This window comes from Paenibacillus sp. DRB1-1, from assembly GCF_052119485.1.
In the GTDB taxonomy this organism is placed as follows: domain Bacteria; phylum Bacillota; class Bacilli; order Paenibacillales; family Paenibacillaceae; genus Paenibacillus; species Paenibacillus polymyxa_B.
In genome coordinates, this window is the sequence record NZ_JBODQH010000001.1 from 948437 (window position 1) to 967829 (window position 19393).

16 protein-coding genes and 1 pseudogene are annotated in these 19393 nt (G+C 44.8%); 7 read left to right on the top strand and 10 right to left on the bottom strand.

The window, feature by feature from the left end; all coding sequences use genetic code 11:
* Window positions 1-8 precede the first annotated feature (8 nt).
* From ACQW03_RS04330 to ACQW03_RS04345, 4 genes and pseudogenes are all read right to left on the bottom strand, one after another.
* Window positions 9-437, bottom strand: a complete 429-nt coding sequence (locus ACQW03_RS04330; protein ID WP_441948421.1) for a GNAT family N-acetyltransferase — start codon at window positions 435-437, stop codon at window positions 9-11.
* 293 nt (window positions 438-730) lie between these two features.
* Window positions 731-2200, bottom strand: a complete 1470-nt coding sequence (locus ACQW03_RS04335; protein ID WP_441948423.1) for a hypothetical protein — start codon at window positions 2198-2200, stop codon at window positions 731-733.
* A gap of 261 nt (window positions 2201-2461) precedes the next feature.
* Complete coding sequence (locus ACQW03_RS04340) at window positions 2462-2815, bottom strand: FlxA-like family protein (protein WP_076293773.1); 354 nt, start codon at window positions 2813-2815, stop codon at window positions 2462-2464.
* Between the two features lie 81 nt (window positions 2816-2896).
* Window positions 2897-3732 (bottom strand): annotated as a pseudogene (locus tag ACQW03_RS04345) (hypothetical protein).
* A 286-nt stretch (window positions 3733-4018) separates the two neighbouring features.
* On the opposite strand from ACQW03_RS04345, the gene ACQW03_RS04350 reads away from it, so the two are divergent.
* From ACQW03_RS04350 to ACQW03_RS04360, 3 genes are all read left to right on the top strand, one after another.
* On the top strand, window positions 4019-4594 hold the full coding sequence (locus tag ACQW03_RS04350) for a class I SAM-dependent methyltransferase (RefSeq protein WP_071640000.1): 576 nt from the start codon (window positions 4019-4021) through the stop codon (window positions 4592-4594).
* 15 nt (window positions 4595-4609) lie between these two features.
* Window positions 4610-5215, top strand: a complete 606-nt coding sequence (locus ACQW03_RS04355) for a DedA family protein (RefSeq protein WP_071639999.1) — start codon at window positions 4610-4612, stop codon at window positions 5213-5215.
* Between the two features lie 203 nt (window positions 5216-5418).
* Window positions 5419-5508: a putative holin-like toxin gene (locus tag ACQW03_RS04360; protein ID WP_007429455.1), complete on the top strand. Its 90-nt coding sequence runs from the start codon at window positions 5419-5421 to the stop codon at window positions 5506-5508.
* A 210-nt stretch (window positions 5509-5718) separates the two neighbouring features.
* On the opposite strand, the gene ACQW03_RS04365 is transcribed toward ACQW03_RS04360, so the two are convergent.
* The 3 genes from ACQW03_RS04365 to recQ form a co-directional block, all read right to left on the bottom strand.
* Window positions 5719-7032 (bottom strand): alkaline phosphatase, encoded by a 1314-nt coding sequence (locus ACQW03_RS04365; RefSeq protein ID WP_071639998.1) that lies wholly within the window; start codon window positions 7030-7032, stop codon window positions 5719-5721.
* A 184-nt stretch (window positions 7033-7216) separates the two neighbouring features.
* Window positions 7217-9085 (bottom strand): B12-binding domain-containing radical SAM protein, encoded by a 1869-nt coding sequence (locus ACQW03_RS04370; RefSeq protein WP_071639997.1) that lies wholly within the window; start codon window positions 9083-9085, stop codon window positions 7217-7219.
* Window positions 9086-9139: 54 nt separating this feature from the next.
* Window positions 9140-11038 (bottom strand): DNA helicase RecQ, encoded by a 1899-nt coding sequence (gene recQ / locus ACQW03_RS04375; protein WP_025724305.1) that lies wholly within the window; start codon window positions 11036-11038, stop codon window positions 9140-9142.
* A gap of 223 nt (window positions 11039-11261) precedes the next feature.
* Between recQ and ACQW03_RS04380 the strand changes: the two genes are divergently transcribed.
* Window positions 11262-12275: an RluA family pseudouridine synthase gene (locus ACQW03_RS04380; RefSeq protein WP_441948427.1), complete on the top strand. Its 1014-nt coding sequence runs from the start codon at window positions 11262-11264 to the stop codon at window positions 12273-12275.
* An 85-nt stretch (window positions 12276-12360) separates the two neighbouring features.
* Here the strand turns inward: ACQW03_RS04380 and ACQW03_RS04385 are convergent, their stop codons facing one another.
* Window positions 12361-13209, bottom strand: coding sequence for a hypothetical protein (locus tag ACQW03_RS04385; RefSeq protein ID WP_071639994.1), 849 nt, complete (start codon window positions 13207-13209; stop codon window positions 12361-12363).
* 807 nt (window positions 13210-14016) lie between these two features.
* Here ACQW03_RS04385 and speD point away from each other — a divergent pair.
* Together speD and ACQW03_RS04395 are read left to right on the top strand one after the other, a co-directional pair.
* On the top strand, window positions 14017-14823 hold the full coding sequence (speD, locus tag ACQW03_RS04390) for an adenosylmethionine decarboxylase (protein ID WP_441948429.1): 807 nt from the start codon (window positions 14017-14019) through the stop codon (window positions 14821-14823).
* Window positions 14824-15095: 272 nt separating this feature from the next.
* The gene (locus tag ACQW03_RS04395) at window positions 15096-16514 is read left to right on the top strand and encodes an NAD-dependent malic enzyme (RefSeq protein WP_023987698.1); all 1419 of its coding nucleotides are present in this window, start codon (window positions 15096-15098) and stop codon (window positions 16512-16514) included.
* 86 nt (window positions 16515-16600) lie between these two features.
* On the opposite strand, the gene ACQW03_RS04400 is transcribed toward ACQW03_RS04395, so the two are convergent.
* Both ACQW03_RS04400 and ACQW03_RS04405 read right to left on the bottom strand, forming a co-directional pair.
* A complete protein-coding gene (locus ACQW03_RS04400) occupies window positions 16601-17281 on the bottom strand; it encodes a serine/threonine protein kinase (RefSeq protein WP_023987697.1) in 681 nt (226 codons plus the stop codon).
* A 136-nt stretch (window positions 17282-17417) separates the two neighbouring features.
* Window positions 17418-18149 (bottom strand): HAD family hydrolase, encoded by a 732-nt coding sequence (locus ACQW03_RS04405; RefSeq protein ID WP_441948432.1) that lies wholly within the window; start codon window positions 18147-18149, stop codon window positions 17418-17420.
* 359 nt (window positions 18150-18508) lie between these two features.
* Here ACQW03_RS04405 and ACQW03_RS04410 point away from each other — a divergent pair, with 359 nt between their 5' ends.
* Window positions 18509-19363 (top strand): hypothetical protein, encoded by an 855-nt coding sequence (locus ACQW03_RS04410; RefSeq protein WP_071639990.1) that lies wholly within the window; start codon window positions 18509-18511, stop codon window positions 19361-19363.
* The last annotated feature ends 30 nt before the right edge of the window (window positions 19364-19393 follow it).

Here is a 19393-nt window from a genome sequence, read left to right on the forward strand (position 1 = left end):
TAGAGTCCTCAGTAGATACTTTTCTTATAATAATAGTGTTTAAAGCCTCTTGGAGCATCGTTAATGACACCAACGACTTCATACCCCTGCTTTTCATAGAATTCGGGCGCTTGAAAAGTAAAGGTATTAAGTTGTATAAAATTACACCCTTTATCTTTAGCAATTTGTTCGATTTCACCAAGCAGTTGCGAACCGTAGCCCTTTCCTCTGTAGCGCTGATCTACCCACAAAATGTCAACCTCCACCCAGTTCCAACATAGTACACTTAGGAGACCGCCTATCACCTGACCGACTTCATTTTTAAGCGTAAGATTAATCTCTTCGTATTGGGTTCGAATATCTGCTGGGACGTGTTTCGCATTATACTCAATCAACTTGTTTCTGACTAAACGCGCTTCATCCCTACTACCTCGACTCATTTGAGGTTCCAGCGTCATGGCATAAATCCTCCAATTTAAAATGAATACTAGCACTTACTGATTTAAATATAATGGTTAAAATACTTTCATCTTCCTACTGTTATATATTGTATATACTTTTCTATGTTTAGTCACATGATTCATTTAACGGATAGAATTATTTCCGATCTAATTAGCGCTGATTGAAAGTCGCTCCCTGGATTCATGCAAAATACTGAAGTAAACGTAAAAAAACAGTTTCTGGTTTAATAGGCCAACAACTGTTTTTTATTCATATCGTTTTAAATGAAATGATTTCATCGTCTTACTGCTTATGAGGCACTGACTGGAGTCAGCTTGCCGCCGCCAGACAAAGTAATTGTCTCCCCGCTCAACCAGTTATTTGCACTCTCACCCGCGTCATAATAAATAGTGTGTCCATTATCCACGATGTTCGAGAGTTCAGTGCCACTATCTGTGAGAGTGGTCAGATAGGAATCAGATGTAACGATCCACTTGCTTGTTTTATCCAGATTTAACGCAACCGACTTGGCTGTGTTTTCCGAATTAATAGCGCCTTTCAGAGTTGTTTTGTTTTTCAGATTAGCCGTAATGGAACTAACTTTATCCGCAGTCATGCTGCCCGGCAATGTTTGGTTGTCCGCGTTAAGCGTCACATGGGCCCCGTTTGAACCTGTGGTCCCCCACTTATCTGCAGCAGCATTCAGTAGTACTCCTGTATTTCCTTTTAATTTGGCCCCTTTCAGGTTAACCACAGCTTCTGTGTTGGTTGAATAAAAGATAGGACCTGCTTTGGCTGTCAATGTCCCCCCATTCATCGTAAAGACGGTGGTTCCGACCTCGGCATCACCCGAGAAACTTTGGTACAGCATCACTCCACGATCTACATCTCCAGACAAGCTGGTGTTATTAACCGTAATGCTGTTTCTACCTTCAATGACAGCCGCTTCCGATCCGGTTGCTTTTAAATTCGAATTAGACACGGTAATGGTACCTGTCGAATAGATACCTGGGGAACCTTTTCCCGTTGTTTTTGCCGTTGCTTTGGTTACAGTAATCGTACCGTTTCCCCGGTCTGTCGCAATCGCAGCGGAATGCTCACCAGCCGTTTTGATATTGACATTCGTTGCATTAACCGTTCCCTTCAAGGTGGCATCCAATCCACGCGAGGAGTCGGCGCTGGTTTGAATAGTAACATCTTTTACATGAATTGTAGAACCCTCTCCTGTTGCAAAAACAGCATTGGCTCCATTAGCATCCGTCTTAACAGTAGAATCCGATAACTGAATGGTGCTAGCAGAAGCGGCCAAAACACCGGCATTCAGGCCATAAAAGTTGCTGTAATCATCTGACGATGTCGTACCCTTTTTCGTCAAGCTGGACTTGGTAAGTGTTAATTTACCACTGTCCGTTACTTTGACAATCGACTGATCTGCCTGATCGGCTGCAATCGTCTGCTTGAACAGGGTTACACTTTTACCACTTTGTGTGTACTTTGCTGTTCCGTTGTCTGTATAACTGTCTGAGCCTTCACCCGGTTTTCCACTTGGTGGTTCGCCATCTGGAGGTGTTCCCTCAGGAGGTGCCTCTACTGTCGTACTGGTTCCTGTGGTACTACTGTCTGTAGAAGTTACTGTAGAAGAATCCTCTTGAGGGGCGGTTACAGACGACGAGCTAGAAACTGCATTTGTTCCGTCTGTTGATGAGCTGGCATAAGCGTATGATGCAGTAATAGAAGCCAGCAGTACAGCAGTAACGATAACATTCAATTTCTTCTTCATTACAATCATCCCTTTTCATAGAGTTTAATTGGGTAAAACCTGTATGCTTGAACTTGGTGTATTTACAAGGTGTTGAGTAGATTATAGAAAGTGCAATGCTTGTCCTGATCAGCTCAAATTCATCTTAGAGCAGCAGGTTGAAAATAAAATGAGCGCTCACTGAACGTTTACTGAATGCACAAAAAAGCAGACCCCGAGGAAACGGAGAGCCTGCTATTGTTTGTATCCATCGTCTGTCCTACAGGAGAAGAGATGGGATGATCAAATTGAAATATCCAGTGATTTCCCCACTCCCGTAATATCACTGCTGTTAGCGCTGTTGATACGAGTTGTTTCCGTGTTACTTGGAGCGGGCTTTTCCATTTTTGGAGCTGACGTGCTGCTGGATTGCGAACTTTGCTGTGCAATTTGAGCTTCAATCTGTTTAATTTGCTGCTGAAGCTGCTTTATTTTTGTTCCTTTTGTATCTTTATTATCCTTACTTTGCTGTACCTTATTGTACTCCGCTTCAAGTTGAGCTTTTTGCTTTTCCAGACTAGCTGTATCGTTGGTACTGGATGAAGATGAAGTGCTTGTAATAGATATTGAACTGCTGGATGTGGATGAAATGTTCATACGAGATTTCCCCTTTATAAAAGTATGAGTTTTACACGTGTGGGCTAACCGGTTCTAAGCTATGGTATTGCACTCTAATGACTATGACGACGATGATACAGATTGTTCAAAAATCTTAGCGATTTTATCGAATAAAGCCGATATTTCTTCATCTGTGGCATTCGATTCATCTGTATTTCCCCACGCTTCTTTTAATGCAGAAAGCAGATCTGTTTCCTGATCTTTGTCCGAAGCTGTTGACCCGGATATAAGACTGGAACTCAGAACGCTTTGCAAATCACTCAGCAAGGATCTTTTTTCATCTACTGTAAGCTCTTTCTCAGATGTAGCACTGTTATCCTCTTGATTGGAAGTCTCTTGGATATTCCAAGCGAATGGAGGCATAATTCCACCCATTGCCTGCATCATAGGAGGCAGAACACTGCTATCCATTTCAGGGTGGACGGGTCCCCTTCAGGCGGCGGTGCAGGACGATTATTTCGGATCGTTTCTGCTATCTTATCGAATAGCTCCGATACTTCCTCATCTGTTGCCGTCGAAAGATCCACACCGGCTAATAAGTCGCTAACCGAAGCCAACGGATTCTTCGTGCTATTGGTGAGTTCATCTGTATCAGAGGAAGCACTTGAAGACATCAGATAACTTTGCAGGTCAGACAACAGCGTTTTCTGTTGGTCTGCAGTTATTGCAATGGTATCCTGATCGTCGTACTTGTAATCATTACTGTAGTTTTCCGTAGGAAGCGGAGCCTGCATTCCTCCCGTGTATTCCATAAATTCCTTGCTCAATTCGAGTGAATCGTTAGATTTCTTGTGTGTGGTATGACCCGTGGTATTTAGTCCATTCTCATTTGACTTCACCGTATTCGATTGATCATAGGAAGTCGTGATGAGATGCCTGTTAATGGATAGTGGCAAAGTAGATCCCCTCTCAGTGTACATAATGTTTTTAGCTGCCCACCTACCTTTCATCGGCAGCAAATCTGAATGCAACCTGAGGGTATGCTGAATGATAACTGAATACATACAGACTCACTAATACCGTAATCCTTTTTTATTTCCTAGACCATAGTCAAGGAAAATCCCCTCCGCAGGACGGGGGGATTAACCCTACTCGAGACAGGAGTAAGTAAAGGGATAATTTGTTACTCTTAGCAAAGAATAAATGAACGTATTCTAAAAATTGAAAGTAGGGGAATGATGTATGATCCGTATTAGCCATTTGGTTCACGAGAGACTTATGTTCCTATTCAAATTTTTGTACTCGCCTGCATATGTGGGTAGTGTAACACCAAGTTCCAGATTTTTAGCTAAAAATATGATAGAATCCATTCCATGGAGTGAAGTTCATGCTGTTGCCGAGCTTGGTGCTGGCACGGGGGCAATTACTCAATACATCCCGTCTGCTGCCAATTTTCAACCAAAGGTTTTACTCTTTGAAAAGGACCAGGCCATGCAGCAGAATTTAAAAAGAAGATTCCCGAATTATCTGTGCTATTCCGACTCGCGTGAGCTTCAGCTTGCTATGAAAAATGCCCAAATAGAACAGCTTGACTGCATAATTAGCGGGCTGCCATTTTTCAATTTTCCACAAGCGATGCGAAATCAAATTGTAGAACAAATTCATCTATCGCTCAGGGATGGAGGAATGTTTGTGGCCTTTCAATACTCTAAACAGATGAAGCAACAGTTAGGTGAATGGTTTGATATTGAAGAAATTAAGTTTGTGCCTATGAATATTCCACCTGCATTCGTGTATGTATGCCGAAAGAAAGCATAAGAAAGGAGTATAGGTATGGACGTGGAATATTTAATTTCCATCATCGAACAATACGGCTATGCAGCATTATTCTTTTCTCTATGGCTCGGAATTGTGGGTCTGCCCATCCCGGATGAAGTCATTGTGATGACTGGCGGGGCTGTAACAGGCATGGGCATACTTCACCCGTTACCCGCTTTTTTAATTGTATATCTTGGGGTTATATCAGGCTTGTCCTTAGGTTATGTATTGGGGAGAACCGTGGGTACACCGATTCTAGAACGTTTGCGCCGGAAGAAAAAAATGGACAAGTACATTACGTTTTCAGAAAAATTAGTACATAAGTATGGAAACTTCACTATTTGCATCAGTTATTTGCTGCCGATCGTCCGTCACATTATCCCATATATTGTCGGAATCAATAAAATGAGCTTCAAACGCTATGCACTCTTCTCTTATTCAACAGGCTTGATCTGGACGCTAATCTTCTTTCTGCTCGGACGTATCTTTGGCGATCATATACAAGCAGCAGGAGAACTGATCCATCGTTATGGCCTGCAGATGGCACTGCTTCTCATCATGCTGACAATTATATTTTTTACAATGAAATTTGTGTGGGGGAAGAAAACAACGGAGGAGTAAAGGTTGAGTATATTCGGCATGTTCATAATATAAGCGAATTTAAAAGTTACCTTTGGTGCTTCCCATCCGACTGCGCATTGGCACGACAGGTAACTTTTTAGTTCAGGTTTGTCCTTTTTAGCAATACTATCCATATGATATACTATAAACTAACAACAGAATGGCTTAGATGGGCGGCCGGCTAGTCTCCTGCAAAGGAGGTGATGCCTGTGGAGGTTAAAGATACATTAATGTTGATGATTCAATTTGCAACGTTGGTGATCTTGATTATTTCCTTCAACAAAAAGAAATAGACCGCCCTCTGGAAAAGGAATGCGGTCATATTTCGATGACTAAAACTTTTTGAACAGCCACCGCCCTTATAAGCGGCTGTTGTAAAAGAGTGAGGATGTTGGTAGCATCCTTACTCTTTTTTAGTATATACTTATTAGTTTTAGTTTATCACAGGAAAAACCATATTGCCAATATGGCAAATCTTTTTAAGGGGCAGCTTTCACACTACGTTACTTCTTTAATTGAAGTAGCTTAACCAGCTTGTCATGAATGGCAGTATTCGGGTAATTCCCGCTAAACTGAGAAGAGCCGGGGCCCATTGCGGTTAACGCCACATCAACAGATGTATGTCCTCCCGTGGTCCAGTCGATATAAAACTTTTCATTAGAGCCTTTTACAGTAAAAGGACCATCTTCTTTGGAGACGCCTTCACCGGATTCATCCTCCGCATCTTCGCCTTCAATCGCCAAACCGCCCGTTTCATGATCTGCCGTCACCAACACTAATGTATCTGGATGTGCTTTGGCATAATCCTTTGCTACTTTAACAGCCTTATCGAGCTGTTGCCCAGCCTTAATTGTTAACTCACCTTCATTGTCATGCGCCATCTCATCCGTTCCTTCTTCCTCTACCATCAGGAAAAAACCTTTTTGGTTTTTGGAAAGAACATCAATCGCTTTAGCCGTCATATCTGGTAGAGAAACCGTTGGGTTGTAAGAGTTACCCAGCTTGTTGTGAGCTTGAAACATTTCTTCATTGGCGAACAGCCCTAACAACTTAGAACCTTTAGCTGCTTTCATTTCTGTCTGATTTGTCACATAGCTATAACCCAACTTCTTCGCTTGTTCTACCAAATTTCCTTGAGTTCCCTTACTAGCTTCCTCAGGATCTTCTGCCGGTGCATCTGGATGTTTGCCTACTGTTCCGGCAGGGTACCAGAAATCCTCACCACCGCCCAGAATAACGTCCACCTTGCTTTTCTCCAGATACTGCTTGGCAATCTCGCTTTGAGCGGAGCGTTTTTCGACATGCGCACCAAAGGCGGCCCCCGTTGCGTCTGTCACTTGGCTTGTCGTCACGACACCTGTAGACATGCCTGCTTTTTTAGCCAGCTCCATAATCGTTGTCACTGGTTTTTTATTCAAATCCATTCCGATCGCGCCGTTATACGTTTTCACACCTGTTGCAATTGCAGTCGCAGCGGCGGCAGAATCCGTAACCAGATTATCCCCTGAACTTGTGCTAACCAAGCCGGTTACAGGCATGTTGTCCATTTCAAGTAATCCCGATTTCCCTACCGTCGCCAAGCGAATCGCGTTGCGACTTGCTTCTCCCATACCATCGCCGATAAAGAGAATGACATTCTTAGGAGCATCGACTTTCGCTGACGAAGTTTTCAGTCCTTTGGATACCTGTGCGGTAGTAGACTTGGTATTAGATGAGGCTGCAAAAGCGTTGGGGATATTAGCAGATAACAATGGCGCACTCAAGACGGTAATGGCACCTAAAGCAAGGATACTCTTTTTCATCGAACGCTTTTTCACAAGGTCACACTCCAATAAATTTAATATTCATATATGATAAAGTAATCATATATCTGCTTTGTAAAGCATCGTAAAGCAATAGATTACACGAATGTAAAATTTGGAGTGACCACCTATTTTTTATAAAACAAAAGAAGACACCGACTCTTAATTTATCAAAGTCGATGCCCTCTGGCGTTTTTATTTAAATGGCGGCGATATTTTTGCCGATCGGCATGGTGTAGTAGAGCGGTTTTTGCTGTCCATTTTGCTGATAGACTACAAGCAACAGCGTGCGGCCTTCGGCTGTCAATGGGCTTCCCCCACTCAGGATATGATCCAGACTAAACGGCAGTACATCCAGCACAGCGTGCTTTTGCAGTTCCTTTTCACTCAGCTTCAATGAAGCAAAGGCTGGAATAATCTCGCGGTATGGCTGAGGCTGTTGATTGCCTACATTCGCCTCACCTGTACTCTCCTTGCTCGCATCTGCCACTAAATCTGCAACCGCAGGTGACAACAGCGCGTCCGGGTGCTGGAGAATCATTTTCATGTAGCTGGACCAATCGTCCTTCTCCAAGGTATGCTCCCACCAGATTTTACGCGGCTTGTATTTATGGTTCAGGAAATAATCAAGCTTCATCAGTCCAAGCACCATATCCATTCGCTTTGTTCCACGCGATTCCAAGAAGGACTGGAGACGCGTGAACAAATCTTCGAGCTGATGTCCAATTTTTTGCCAGCCCTGTCCTTCCCAGTAGTCTCCGAATTCCTGAAAGAAATCAAAAGCGGACGAGAATTCACGCTCAATCAGATAGTTGACTGTATGATCCATACGATGAGAGTTCCAGTATTTCTCCAATACATCTTCCAAGCGCTTGAGCCGGACGATATCGGCAAAGGAAAGGACGTCATTGCTCAGCATTTCATAAGGCGCCACGTCCATGTACTTGTAGTTGTACTTATCTGCGTCGATACGCAGTCCAGTGCCACGCAGCATTTTAAGGAAGCCAAGTTGAAGCTCTTCCGGGCCGAGCGCAAAAACGTCATTAAACGTTTTACGGAATGTGTTGTAGTCCTCCAAAGGCAATCCGGCGATCAAATCCAAATGCTGGTCGATTTTACCGCTTTGTTTGACCTTGGTAACAGTACGGGAAAGCTTGGTAAAGTTCTGGCGACGTTTAACCAGCTCATTGGTAGGATCATTCGTTGATTGGACGCCGATTTCAAATCGAAATACGCCCGGCGGCGCGTTTTCCGCCAAATAATCCAATACCTCAGGACGCATAATATCTGCCGTAATCTCAAACTGGAAGACACAGCCACGGTGATTTTCAATCAAAAATTTGAACATTTCCAATGCATAATCGCGTTTAATATTAAACGTCCGATCCACGAACTTGATTAGGTTGGCTCCATTGTCGATCAGATACAAAATATCTGACTTTGTGCGCTCGATATCGTAATAACGCACCCCAACCTCAATGCTGGACAGACAAAACTGGCAGCTGAACGGACAGCCCCGGCTCGTTTCAAAATAAACAACCCGTTTCCCGAGTTCCGGTATATCCTCTGCAAAACGATAGGGCGACGGCAGCTCGTTCAAGTCTGCTTTCGGGCGGCCGGGCATCTGAATAACCTCTTCTCCCTTACGGTAAGCCAGTCCATAGACAAAATGGAACTTGCGATCCCCTTCCAGCTCCTGCAGCAGTTGATGGAAGGTTTCTTCTCCTTCACCAACCACGATAAAATCCACATTCGCCAAACGCTTCATCCAGTGATCCGTATCGTAGGATACCTCCGGACCACCCAGAACAATTTTGACCTCGGGCATAATCTTTTTCAACACATCAATGACTTTAATCGTCTCTTCAATGTTCCAAATATAACAGGAAAAGCCGATGACATCTGCCCCCCGTTGAAACAAATCGGATACGATGTTCATCACCGGGTCCTTAATTGTGTATTCCGCCAGCTCGATATCAAAGTCCTTTTCACTGTAGGCTTTGAGGCATCGAATTGCCAGCGAGGTATGAATATATTTTGCATTTAGCGTTGATAAAATGACTTTCATAGGTCACAACCTTCTATAGTTTGCATGGACTGTTATAGCCTTACCTTAGTATAGCTATTCAAAATCCTCGTACACATCGTCTGCATAAATCTCGTCCTCGCTTACCGTTCCCCCGATATTCCCCTGATTTTGAAAAAAATCAAGAAACGGCTTGCCGTACTTACGGAACTTCACTTCGCCGACACCCTTGATCCGCAACATGTCTGCCTCGGATTGCGGGCTCGCTACGCTCATCTCACGCAGCGTCGCATCATTAAAAATGATATAAGACGGTACATGCTCCTGGGCGGCCAGATCGCGGCGGATCAGGCGCAATTGCTCAAACACGGTTTCGTTGACTGCAGCCGGGTATGCATCGCGTCCCTGTCTTCCGCGTGAACCTGCTCCACCTGCAAAAGCCGTGGCATGTCGCACCACACGCTGCATGACTTCTCGCTGGCCTTTCAGCACTTCAGCCGCAAGCTGCTGCAAGCGTACGACCGGATATTGTCCCTCGGACAACATCAGATAGCCTTCCGAAACAAGAACATTGATAATTTCAGCAATTTCTTTTTCCGTCCGGTTGCCCATCACGCCATAGGTTGGCAGGCTGTCAAAACCATACTGCAGCACTTTTTTGTTACGCGAGCCTTTCAACACCGAGGCGACCATCGAGACCCCATAACGTTCCCGCATGCGATGAATGCACGAAAAAATCTTTTGCGCATCTATGGTCATATCAACCAGTTCCCGCTCATCTGTACATGAACTACATATGCCGCAAGCTTCATGCTCTTCCGCTTCTCCGAAATACTCAAGCTGTGCCGTACGTAGGCAACGAGTCGTGTAGCAATAATCAACCATCTGCTGGAGCTTGCGGTAGTCGTTACGCTTGCGGTCTTCATCCTGTGGATTTTGCTCAATCAGAAACTTCTGCGTCACAATATCTTGCGGTCCGAACAGCAAAATACATTGACTCGGGTCGCCATCACGTCCTGCGCGTCCCGCCTCTTGCACGTAAGCCTCCATATTTTTAGGCATGTTGTAGTGAATGACATAGCGTACGTTCGATTTATCTATCCCCATGCCGAAGGCATTGGTTGCTACAATGACACGGATATCGTCGTACAGAAACCCTTCCTGGCTATCTGCACGTTCCTGATCTGTCATCCCGGCATGATAACGCCCGGCTGCCATGCCTGCGTCACGCAGCCGTTGGTACAAATCGTCCACGTCCTTACGTGTCGCCGCATAAATAATGCCCGATTCACCCTCATGCTCACGGGCATAATTCAGTAAAAAGCTGCGTTTGTCTTCCCCGCGTAGCACACTGAACGCCAAATTTGGCCGTCCAAGGCCTGTAACGAACGTCTCCGGTGAGCGCAGACGAAGTAGGCGCACGATGTCATCCATGACCTGCGGTGTCGCCGTTGCCGTAAACGCCGCCACGATTGGGCGTTCATACAGCCCGTCCACGAATGGAGCCACAGCCAGATAGCTGGTACGGAAATCATGGCCCCACTGGGATACGCAGTGCGCCTCATCTACCGCAACGCAGGAAATTGGCAACTGAGCCATTTCATCCCGAAACCAGTCCAGTTCCAGTCGTTCCGGTGCGACATACAGCAACTTCAAGTCACCATTTCGTGCGGCTCGTATGCGGTCATTCACTTCTCGACCACTCAACGTACTATTGATGTAGGCAGCAGCAATCCCCATTGTAGTCAGCGCATCCACCTGGTCCTTCATCAGCGAGATGAGCGGTGACACGACAATGGTCAGCCCCTCATGCAGCAACGCGGGGATCTGGTAGCATATCGATTTTCCGCCCCCTGTCGGCATGATGCCCAACGTATCGTTGCCCTCCAACATACTGGCCACAATTTTCTTTTGTCCCTCCCGGAAATCGGGATAGCCATAAAATTTTTGCAGCAAGTCCTGCGCCCGTTCCAATGTTGGTGCTTGTACACTCATAGTTTCAAAACTCCTCATATTTCTAGCGTCCTTGACGCATATCGGCTTTTCTTTCGTTACCTTTAGTTTACCGGGGTTCAGGGTAATGTTCAACCGCTAGAAGACTGCCAATCTGGTTTAGTCCCTTATGGCGTTCGCTGTTTTCTCATGATATAGTGAACACGGTGCCGCAAATTTGTCCATAACTATGAAGAGACACGGTTCCAAGAAGGAGAAAGAATCCATGAACAATCGGAAACCCCAAAGGAAAAATCATACAAAATCTACGTCAAACGCAAGCCATTCCAAACGCAGTCATAAACCTGCCGGAAGATCTGGCTCCCATAGACCGGAAGCTCAACGGAGAACGAATGCTTTAGATAAAGCCCCTGCCAAAACATACATCGTCCAGGAGCCTGCCGAGCTATTGAGCTTTTTAGTAGAACATGTGACTGGCATGGGTCGTAACTCCATTAAATCAGCACTGGCTCGTGGGCAGGTGTCCGTCAACGGCATCCCGCGTACCGTACATAATTTTCCACTGGAACAAGGTCAGACTGTCGCTCTTTCCAAGGAAAAAGTAACTCCCGTTGTACCACTGACTGGGCTACGTATTTTGCATGAGGATGAAGCCATTATCGTTATCCATAAGGATGCCGGGTTGCTGTCCGTGGCTTCAGCGCAGGAGCAGGAAGTAACAGCATATCGCCAGCTTACGGCCCATGTGAGGCGCGAACATCCGTACAATCGTATTTTTGTACTGCATCGTTTGGATCGTGATACATCAGGAGTGATGATGTTTGCGAAAAGCGAAGCCATACAGCAGGAAATGCAAAAAGCGTGGAAGGAAGTTGTGTATGAACGAACATACATTGCTCTTGTCGAAGGGCAAGTTAAAAAAGCTGAGGGTACAATCACTTCATGGCTGAAAGAAAGCAAGACGCTAAAAATGTATTCCAGTCCTTATCCGAATGACGGACAGCACGCAGTCACTCATTACAAGCTGCTTCAAGCCAATCGGCATGTTTCTTTGCTGGAAGTACGTTTGGAAACCGGACGCAAAAATCAAATCCGCGTACATATGGAGGATATCGGTCATCCAATTGTTGGAGATAAAAAATACGGTTCCAAATCCAAGTCGATTGGGCGCCTTGGCCTACATGCGAGGGTATTGTCATTTATTCATCCCGTCACCGGAGTATTGCTGCGTTTTGAATCCGACATTCCTAAAACCTTTTTGAATCCGTTTCAGGAGTAGAATTGGGCAAAGCATACGGAGATTAGATGGAAAAATATAAGAGGAAATGAGGGGGCTGTAGAAGACAGCACCCTTTTTTGATTGATTAAGCGGTATACCTCCGAACACCATCAGCCATTTTCATCAACTCATCCCATATATATATGGGCGTATTACACACTGGACAATCTACCCAACCGTTTAAATAGGGTAACTGGGCAAGCAGCTTGTTCTCTTCAATTTTTTGGGCATATTCGTGTAACCACTGCATATTAGCACCTCTATGGTCCAATGAACGGGGGCGGATCGGATGGGGAACCAGATTGTCTGAATTTACAGGATCCTTATCATAGACAACCAGGGTGTCATTCTGTTCATCAGGCCAAATATAGAGCGGGGTACCGCAATGGGGACAATCCAGCGTATATTCGTCACCTGTATCGAAGCTTTGTAGCATATAAGCTACGCAGCGATAACCCTGAAAAGCGGCACCCGCAGCCAGAACATAGCGTTTACCGACATCTCCTTCGTGCTCTTTCGCATAGAGCACCATTTCTTCAGTCAATTCTGCAAGTCGGACAATGGCACACCGATATTGTGCATAAATATATTCAGCCAGACTAGAATCCACTTTTACCTGATCCCTTGTAAATTCCAATGGAACTTTGGTATGTAAGGGATTGTTATTCTTCGCTTCGAATATTCCGCAAATGTTATATATATCTGCACGAATCCCTATATCAGAACTTTTTAACGCAATGTCCACAAGGTAAGGTACAGCTGCAAATGTACAAGTATACAACGTATTTTGGTGATACAGTTCCTCCCAATACAAGGTGTCAGCCATTTCGCCGTCATATCCGGCTTGGAGCTGCTTCAACATTTCTGGGACGTATTGAGAAGAACCGTAGGGGCCTTGGAGCAGAGTCCAGACCGGATCGGACAAAGCCAGCATCTTGATACTCCTTCCACCGTTTTTCTTCCAGTAGAGGATTTTGCAAAAATCCAATAAACGACTTCCAATGAATAAGATATAGATCGAAATGGTTTAGTTCATCTATATCTTGCACTTCGGAGCGACTGGAATCGAATTTTGCAAAATCCTGATAGTAACATGGGATCGGTTTTTAAATAAAATTTTGCTAACAAAATTCATTTTAACTTCATAATTCTCAGCTTCTTACGTTTATTTTATTATACGCATATTATTAGCTGAAGTTGCTTTTCTCGATTTACGCAATATACAAAATCACTATTTTTTCGGGTCTATAATCATATTCGGTTAAGCTTTCTGCATTGTGAAGGTGATACACATTAAATTAATGAATTAATTACCCGGTTTTTATGTTTTACTACGAGTCCTCTGTCCATTCAGTTTCTTCTTCATATACATAGTTCATATTATAAGTCCTGTTACTTAAAAATTGCTGAGTAAGAAATAAAGTATATATACTTTAAAATTTCCATACATGTAAAAACAAAGCCGCTCCCCTGCCTGTTTTTAATTATGCCAAACGGGTAAGACATACTTGTTCAAGCCTTTAATCTAACACTAGAATCAATTTCATAAATGATTAAACCAACGAAGTGTATACTACATATAGACAAATTAAACCATTTTGATCTATATGTACTCTTTATTAAAGCTACTAAAAGTATTATGAAATGGATTCACTACAGAACTGATTTTATGAATCGGTATATGAAAAGGTGTGTTGGGAATATTATGTATGAATACTGCGACTATAAGGGGAAATAGCCTATGACCATAACACCGGAACAGCGGATTACCCTGCACGGATTTAACAATTTGACCAAATCATTAAGCTTCAACATGTACGATATTTGTTATACCAAAACCAAAGAAGAACGCGAGGCGTATATCGAATATATTGATGAACAATACAACTCAGATCGGCTGACAGCTATTTTAAAAAATGTATCTGACATTATCGGCGCCCACGTGCTCAACGTAGCCCAGCAGGATTATGTTCCTCAAGGAGCCAGCGTAACAGTACTTATATCAGAAGGACCCATTGTGGAGGTACCGACTGAATCTTATGCCGAGTCACCAGGCCCCCTACCTGAATCTGTCGTGATACAGCTGGATAAAAGCCACATTACGGTTCACACCTACCCGGAATATCATCCAGACGAGGGGATCAGTACGTTTCGAGCTGATATTGATGTCTCTACCTGTGGGGAAATCTCCCCACTCAAGGCACTCCACTATTTGACTCATTCTTTCGACACCGACATTATGACGATTGATTACCGGGTACGCGGCTTCACACGTGATACGAAGGGACATAAGCTTTTCATCGACCATGATATCGCCTCCATTCAAAACTATATTCCAGACGAAGTACGCAGTCAGTATGACATGATCGATGTGAATGTGTATCAGGAAAATATTTTCCATACCAAATGTAAGCTAAAACAATTCGATCTGGACAATTACCTGTTCGGCTACACCAAGGAAAGCCTGAGTGAAAAAGAGAAACAAAATATATCAACACGTCTCAAGATCGAAATGGACGAAATTTACTACGGTAAAAATATGACGTAACAGATCGAATGCGTGAAAATAAAATAGATCATTTTATTGAAAAAAAGATGATCGCTTGGACTGGAATACAGCCGGGCTTTCGTCCTTTTTTCAATACAAAATAATAGATATTACTCAACTTGATCTGTACAAGCGAGAGATTGTTCACTATGATAGGGGAAGAAACCACTAATTTAAAATATCAGCATAGAATTTACATCCGCTTTTTATTGTAAGCGCAATCAATTGATCCTACGTATGATTTTGTTATGGAAGACAAAGGAGGAATTTGTATGCAAGGCGGTATTGGCGGTAAAAACATCATTTTGCGATTGGAAATTTCCACCGGACATATCCAATTTGGTCAATTGATTACGTTGGTAAACGAACATGGCGGAGATGTGATTGCCATTGACGTCATTAGCACCTCTGAGAAGGTCACTGTGAGGGATATTACAGTTACCATTGCCGATCCAGCAGAAATCGACCGAATGATTGCTCGGATTAAAAAAGCACAAGGTGTTAAGGTACTATCCATCTCAGATCGTACCTTCCTATTACACCTCGGGGGCAAAATTGAAATGCAGCCCAAAGTCCCAATTCAAAACCGCGATGACTTATCCCGGGTATATACCCCCGATGTGGCACGCGTATGCATGGCGATTCATGAGGAACCGGACAAAGCTTTCCGTTTGACGATCAAGCGTAACACGGTCGCTGTCGTCTCTGACGGAAGCGCTGTTCTCGGGCTAGGTAACATCGGTCCCTATGCAGCCATGCCGGTTATGGAAGGCAAAGCCATGCTGTTCAAGCAGCTCGGCTCCGTCGATGCCTTTCCAATCTGTCTGGATACGCAGGACACCGAAGAGATCATTAAGGCCATTAAACAAATGGCCCCAGCTTTTGGCGGGATTAATCTGGAGGATATTTCGTCGCCACGATGCTTTGAGATTGAACAGCGGTTACGTAAAGAGCTGGACATACCTGTTTTTCATGACGATCAGCACGGCACAGCTGTCGTTTTATACGCAGGGCTGATCAATGCGCTCAAAGTTGTCGGCAAAGCCCTGTCTGACGTCAAAATTGTCGTCTGTGGTATCGGGGCTGCGGGTGTGGCCTGCACAAAAATATTGCTATCTGCAGGAGCAGTCAACATCATTGGCGTAGATCGTCACGGAGCGCTTACAGCCGATGAAACATACGAGCATCCGATGTGGAACTGGTATGCGCAGCATACCAACCCTGAACGGCTGTCCGGCACGCTGTCCGAGGTTCTGAAGGATGCTGACGTGTTTATCGGACTGTCGGCAGGTGGACTACTGCAACGAGAAGACGTGAAACGTATGAAAGAAGCCCCGGTGCTGTTCACTATGGCTAACCCGGTTCCCGAAATTGCGCCAGAGGACGTCGAGGACATTGCGGGTGTCATCGCCACCGGACGTTCGGACTATCCTAACCAAATTAACAATGTGCTTTGTTTCCCTGGCATCTTTCGAGCGGCGCTCGACTGCCGTGCCCGTGAAATCAACGAAGAGATGAAGCTGGCGGCCGCAGAGGCCATCGCAGGCACGATCCGTCCTGAAGAACTAAACAAGCTGTATATTATCCCTGGCGTATTTAACGAGAGTGCGGTTCAACGGGTGCGTGAAAAGGTGATTCAAGCCGCGATTGCGAGCGGTACAGCCAGAAGAGTGCCTCGGGATTTCAGATAAAAGAAAAGGATTGCTCCCTTAAATGCGGGTGCAATCCTTTTTTGCTATGGAAAGGTCAGTCTTCATATTCGTTATCTTTACAGCGGTTATGACCTCCATTTAGAGAACAATTGACTGGCACGCTGGGCAAACTCCTCCAGATTAAAGTTGGAGTTGTCCAGCTTGTAGTACCATTTTTTAATCGTATCCAAAATCCATGAGGGAACCTTAACCTCCGAGATACCGGAATAAAACGTATGATACGCCCACACCAAATGCTCCCAGCGCTTGTCATCGCCTTCCTTCACGTATTCAGATACGTCCAATACCTTGGCACGCCCGTCTTGCATAAGTACATTCTTGAGGTGAATATCACGGGGATTCAGCCCTTTGGATCGGACGAATTCCCTTGCCTTTTCCACATCCAGAATGACCTGCTCTGGCACAGGAATTCCTTGCAGCAGACAATCCAGCAGCGTAATACCAGATTCATAACTTATGACAATATACTTGTCGCCTTTTCCGTAATAATGAGGAAAAAAGTCAGACCCTCGCAAACGCTCATATACGTCGGCCTCCGCATCTTTCTTCTCGATCGCCATGTCTGAGTATACCTTGAACGCGTAGCCTGGCAACGTATCGAGCGTAAATACGGCCGCATCTGTCCCGATGCCAATACAGCGGACGTCTTGAGTGCCTGTTTTAATGGTAACCGGATCATTATCCTCCGTACTGTATACGGTCACTTGACTTATGATGTCTTCTGCCTGCCTCCATTGTTCTACCATGCGCGATCCCCTCCTTCTCTGTTCTAAACCAATACCAATAAAGTTAGTTCTATAACAGATAAACAGTATTACGGGTTATCTTTTGGAATGGCTTCAAAATAGGTTGATTCTTTTATAAATACGGTATGTACCGTGTCTATCGAGCGTCCGACAGAAGCAACCTTCTTAACTCTGCATAGCTTGCTGCTGTTTTATAGATCCCCAGCACGTCAGTCTCCGGGGGAGCGTTCCTGTGATTGAACCAGATCACCTGCCAATTCGCAGCTATAGCTCCCGCCACGTCATTACGCCAGGAATCCCCAATATAGCAGCAGTGCTCTGCTAACGTTCCTGTCCGTTCGTTCACTACTTCAAAAATGCGCGGATCAGGCTTGGCATAGCCAACGGTCCCAGATACAAAGATATGCTCTGCTGCAACATGATTCTCCAGTGCCATGGCCTTGATCTTGCTCATCTGGTGTTCCTCAAGACCGTTTGTAATTAATCCAACTAAAAAGCCAGCCGAGCTCAAATCATTTATTAACGAGGTCGCCCCCTCAAAAGGCTCAATTCGGTACTGACGATCCAAGTATTCTTGTTGAACATGTACTGCCTGCTCACGGGTAATTTCTACCCCGAATTCTTGTAAAGCCAGAATGAAACGGCCTTCCCTCATCTCATCCAGTTCATCCGGCCCTGCCTTCCCCTCCAATAGTCCTCCTTTAGCCGATAGTACATCGCTGTAATAGCGAATACGATGGTAGGCTTTCTCATAAGGAAAACGCTCACTCAATCCTAATACTGTACGCAATGCATCGCGTGTAGGGTGCAAATGATCGTACATCGTATCATCTACATCAAAAAAAACAGCCTTCTTTTGCATGTTCATATGCCCACTTCTTTCTGTTAAATCTTCGGATGACGCTCCTTTTCACCTTGTCCTGATATTATACCCGTTGGCCTGTTACGTTGCACCTTGTCCTTCACACTGCGCATCCTGCAATCACACTTCACGTTTGCTAACATACACTGAAAAGACCGCATTTTCGCAAACACACTTTACTTCTCTACCGAGCTAACATAGGTATCTTGTCCTGCTTTGCCCGAAAGCGTTTTATTTGACAACACACGGGTAAAAGGTCACATTTTTGAAAATATTCGTCATACAGGTTTACATTTCGTGTAAAATCACGTACCTTTTAGGGATGAACGCTTTACGGATGTAATTGGATAAGGGAGGCATACACGATGGATTCCGGTTCTAACCTAGCCTATGGATCAGCTACACCTTTGATTGAGGCACTTATAGAATTTGAAAAAGAGCTCGAAGCGAACCGGCATTCTCTGAGTTTTGATTTGGGATTGATTATGGAGCAGGGCCGCGCGCCACGATATATGGCTACACCACCAGATGTTGTTCCTTTTGCCCACGCAGGGGTGGACGGAATACATTATGGCTTTTTAACGGATTTTGGGCTTGAAAAGGACCTTTCCCGGGCCCCTATAGTATGTGTATCTCCCGTCGATTGGACGGGTGTGTGGGTGGTTGCCCGTCATTTGCAGGATTTTTTAAGCGTTGTTTATACAGAGAACAGTTCATTAAAACGATACTACGCCAGTGGAGATGACTATTCTGGACATGCAGGTCAGCGACTGCCTCAGATTGTAGATGAACGCACCGCGTTTGTACGCGAATGCTTTCGAGAACGCTTTGGTATCGAACCGATTCAGGATATGGCTGCGTATATCGACAGCTTGCGAACAGAACGGAAGCACAATGAAGCAGCTCCTACGCTAAACGGGTTGGGCATCCAGTTATCTTCTTCTGCCAAGCATAGCTCTTCTATGGAGAGTGCCCTCTTGACCGTAACGGAGCCTTTCCTTTGGGAACAACAAGGCGAAGCTGTGCGTGAGTTGTTCCACAACGGTTCGCGTGAAGCCAGACTGGCTTTTATTCGGGATGCCCAGACACGGCATCTGTTCACCCATTCTGCCCTTCGTGCTTTTGTAGCTGGACAGCTTAAGTTGATGGGCCTATCTGAGGCCGCAACATATCTGGAAGAGTCCTACTATACCGTTATTCCCGATATGATAGAATCTTGACGAAAACTTCGATTCCCCCTAACATAACCG

Coding starts and splice junctions, on each gene's coding strand:
- ACQW03_RS04355 (WP_071639999.1), top strand. CDS start 4,610: ATGGACGTGGAATATTTAATTTCCATCATCGAACAATACGGCTATGCA.
- ACQW03_RS04360 (WP_007429455.1), top strand. CDS start 5,419: ATGCCTGTGGAGGTTAAAGATACATTAATGTTGATGATTCAATTTGCA.
- ACQW03_RS04405 (WP_441948432.1), bottom strand. CDS start 18,149: ATGAACATGCAAAAGAAGGCTGTTTTTTTTGATGTAGATGATACGATG.
- ACQW03_RS04380 (WP_441948427.1), top strand. CDS start 11,262: ATGAACAATCGGAAACCCCAAAGGAAAAATCATACAAAATCTACGTCA.
- ACQW03_RS04340 (WP_076293773.1), bottom strand. CDS start 2,815: ATGAACATTTCATCCACATCCAGCAGTTCAATATCTATTACAAGCACT.
- speD (WP_441948429.1), top strand. CDS start 14,017: ATGACCATAACACCGGAACAGCGGATTACCCTGCACGGATTTAACAAT.
- ACQW03_RS04350 (WP_071640000.1), top strand. CDS start 4,019: ATGATCCGTATTAGCCATTTGGTTCACGAGAGACTTATGTTCCTATTC.
- ACQW03_RS04335 (WP_441948423.1), bottom strand. CDS start 2,200: ATGAAGAAGAAATTGAATGTTATCGTTACTGCTGTACTGCTGGCTTCT.
- ACQW03_RS04385 (WP_071639994.1), bottom strand. CDS start 13,209: ATGCTGGCTTTGTCCGATCCGGTCTGGACTCTGCTCCAAGGCCCCTAC.
- ACQW03_RS04370 (WP_071639997.1), bottom strand. CDS start 9,085: ATGAAAGTCATTTTATCAACGCTAAATGCAAAATATATTCATACCTCG.
- recQ (WP_025724305.1), bottom strand. CDS start 11,038: ATGAGTGTACAAGCACCAACATTGGAACGGGCGCAGGACTTGCTGCAA.
- ACQW03_RS04400 (WP_023987697.1), bottom strand. CDS start 17,281: ATGGTAGAACAATGGAGGCAGGCAGAAGACATCATAAGTCAAGTGACC.
- ACQW03_RS04410 (WP_071639990.1), top strand. CDS start 18,509: ATGGATTCCGGTTCTAACCTAGCCTATGGATCAGCTACACCTTTGATT.
- ACQW03_RS04330 (WP_441948421.1), bottom strand. CDS start 437: ATGACGCTGGAACCTCAAATGAGTCGAGGTAGTAGGGATGAAGCGCGT.
- ACQW03_RS04395 (WP_023987698.1), top strand. CDS start 15,096: ATGCAAGGCGGTATTGGCGGTAAAAACATCATTTTGCGATTGGAAATT.